Source organism: Tateyamaria pelophila, from assembly GCF_019966495.1.
Lineage (GTDB): Bacteria > Pseudomonadota > Alphaproteobacteria > Rhodobacterales > Rhodobacteraceae > Tateyamaria > Tateyamaria pelophila.
On the sequence record NZ_JAIMIA010000265.1, the window covers coordinates 1 to 2,412 of the forward strand.

A 2,412-nucleotide genomic window follows, 5' to 3' on the forward strand; every position below is an offset into this window, starting at 1 on the left:
GAGGTAAAAGATACTTGATCCGCAGGCCTGATCAGGCGATCTTCGCGTCAGATGGCAGGCCACTTGGGGAATGTCGGCCAAAGAATCAGGATTGTGGTGAATGAAATGATGAACGGCCAGCTGCCGCCGAACGCGGCCACCTTGTCGGCCATGCGCTCCCCAAATGACGTGGAGTCCTCGATCTCATCTGACGGGTTCTGAGAGACCAATTGGTCAGATTGCAGGCTTTCGATAACCTGTCGGTCCAGATCGCTCAATTCGCCGCGCTCTCTCTCGAGCAGCACTTCGACATAAGCACCGCGGAACGTTGCGAGATCGGCGTGACAGATGTACTTGCCCGCTTCCCAGCCGGGATACGCTGCGTTGACCAGTTCGGAAACGCCCGGTCTGACGGAAATCCAAGGCCGCATCCGGGAGAGCGGGAAAGCCTTCTGGCAAACATGGCAGTGGATGTTTGTGGCGCGGCTCTTTGTTTCTGTCACAGGGTCAGTTTCGCTGATTACAAGGTTTCATGATGTGGTTATCCGTATTGCGCGGGCAAAGCGCATTTACATGGCGAGTCTTTCGCTTGCCGGGGCGGTCTGCGTCAACGTGTTGGCTGTTCAATTGGGACGATTTGGTCCTGTCTCCTTCGCACATTTTCCTCTTTGGAGTGCCTCAGCCATCTTGATAAGATAAACCTTGTGCATTCCAAAGGTTTATTGACGCATGGCCTCGGCTTGGGTTGGGGTCAATGCAATGACAGCACCAAACCACATGGCCAGCCACGCGTTCCATTTTGGAAAGTTTTTGCGGGTCGTGCGTACATCCCCGCCGACCCGTGTGCAATTCCGGATGTGGACGCGTCAGGTCGCCATGGCTCCGACAGAACCGCCGTCCACGCGGTAATTCGCACCCACGACAAAGCTCGCTTTGTCTGAGCATAGGAAGGCAATTGCAGCGGCCACTTCCTCGGGCTTTCCCCGGCGTTTGAGCTCAAGATAGGGGCGCTCCTCATCAAGAAAGCTCTCGACGGCTTGATCACGACTGACGCCTTGCTTGTCGGCCCGCTTATCCATCATGCCATCGGTCATCGGGGTCTCGATGAACGCAGGCGACACGGAGTTGACCAGAACCCCGTTCCTCGCCGTCACCCGCGACAGGCCTTTCGCGAAATTCAGCAAGCCCGCCTTGGCGACGTTGTAGACAGCCTCTTCCGGATAGGGCTGGACGGCGTTCTCGCTGGTGACGACAACCGCACGGCCCCAGCCCTTGCGCTCCATCGGAGGGATGAATTTGCGCATGGTGCGGACCACTGACATGAAATCCGTGTCCCACGCATGTTGCCAATCCGCGTCCTTCATCTCCAACGGGTGCCCCTTGGCGCCTGTGACTCCGGCCGCGCACACAAGAATGTCCGGCATTGTGAACCGTTCTTCCACTGATGCGGCCAACCCATCGATCTGGCGCGGGTCGGTCAAGTCAGCTTGCAGGGCTACCACGCCCTGTCCCAGTTCCGATGCCGCGTCTGACACGGCGTTCCCTTTCAGATCGACTAGGATCACTGATGCCCCTTCGTCAAGCAAGGCTTGTGCGGTGGCGCGGCCAATACCAGATGCACCTCCGGTGATCAGGGCGGTTTTTCCATTCAATCCAAAGTCCATCGCGTGACCTTTCCGTACTTTGTGTCAGGTGTCGGTAGCAGAACGCATCGTCGCCAAGGCGGTTCCGTGGAAGCGGCCGATTGTCATCACCAGAAAAGGACCAGTGTCCCGACCATGAGCGCCCCCAATATCCATGCGTGCGTTTTGACGTTTGCCCAGATCGGTGCGTTGCAAGCTTTGGTATCGAACGCGGCCTCACGCGACCAAAGGGCGTTTTGATCGACATCTTCGTCCGCGTCGCCCATGAGGCTGAGCCCGACGAAGATGGCAGCGGACACACAGGTCATTATGGTCACGTTGATCGTAAAGTGCAGCGGCCAGATGCCCAACTGGTTGGCGACAAAGATGCCCAGACCGAGAAGATGGCCACCGACCAACGTCCAGAACGCGGCGTTCGCCGTTCCGCGGGGCCAGAGCGCACCGAGGGTGAAACAGACGACCAGCGGGGGCACCAAGACCGAAAACGCCTGTTGGATATAGTCCCAAAGCCCACCGAAATATTGAATGAACGGCGCCCAAGCGACGGCAATGACCATGAAGCCCAGCGTGGCCCGTGTGCCCCATTTCTTCTGTTCCTCGGGTTCCGGTTCCTTGTCGGCCTTGATCAGGAAATCATTGACCAACAGCGTCGAGTGCAGCGCGACAAACAAGATGAGAATCCAGCGTCAATCAGGATGAGAACGCGGGGGTTGGGCGTCGCAGGGAGGGCGTAGCCCGACTGGAGAGGCCCAACCCCCGCGTTTCGCCCAAATTGGGCGGGTCTGACGGT

3 protein-coding genes are annotated in these 2,412 nt (G+C 58.2%); all 3 read right to left on the reverse strand.

Annotation, left to right across the window (positions count from 1 at the left end; translation table 11 throughout):
* Positions 1-47: 47 nt before the first annotated feature.
* The 3 genes from LC354_RS27440 to LC354_RS27450 all read right to left on the reverse strand — a co-directional run bounded on the left by LC354_RS27440 (position 48) and on the right by LC354_RS27450 (position 2,293).
* On the reverse strand, positions 48-482 hold the full coding sequence (locus tag LC354_RS27440) for a DUF1003 domain-containing protein (RefSeq protein WP_223429101.1): 435 nt from the start codon (positions 480-482) through the stop codon (positions 48-50).
* 363 nt (positions 483-845) lie between these two features.
* Positions 846-1,643 carry an SDR family NAD(P)-dependent oxidoreductase gene (locus LC354_RS27445; protein ID WP_223429102.1) on the reverse strand — a complete coding sequence of 266 codons (798 nt, stop codon included), beginning with the start codon at positions 1,641-1,643 and terminating at the stop codon, positions 846-848.
* Positions 1,644-1,729: 86 nt separating this feature from the next.
* Complete coding sequence (locus LC354_RS27450) at positions 1,730-2,293, reverse strand: sodium:solute symporter family transporter (RefSeq protein ID WP_223429103.1); 564 nt, start codon at positions 2,291-2,293, stop codon at positions 1,730-1,732.
* Positions 2,294-2,412: the final 119 nt, after the last annotated feature.

What these genes read in the sequence shown, in the direction of transcription:
- LC354_RS27445 (WP_223429102.1), bottom strand. Translation starts at nt 1,643, where the DNA reads ATGGACTTTGGATTGAATGGAAAAACCGCCCTGATCACCGGAGGTGCA.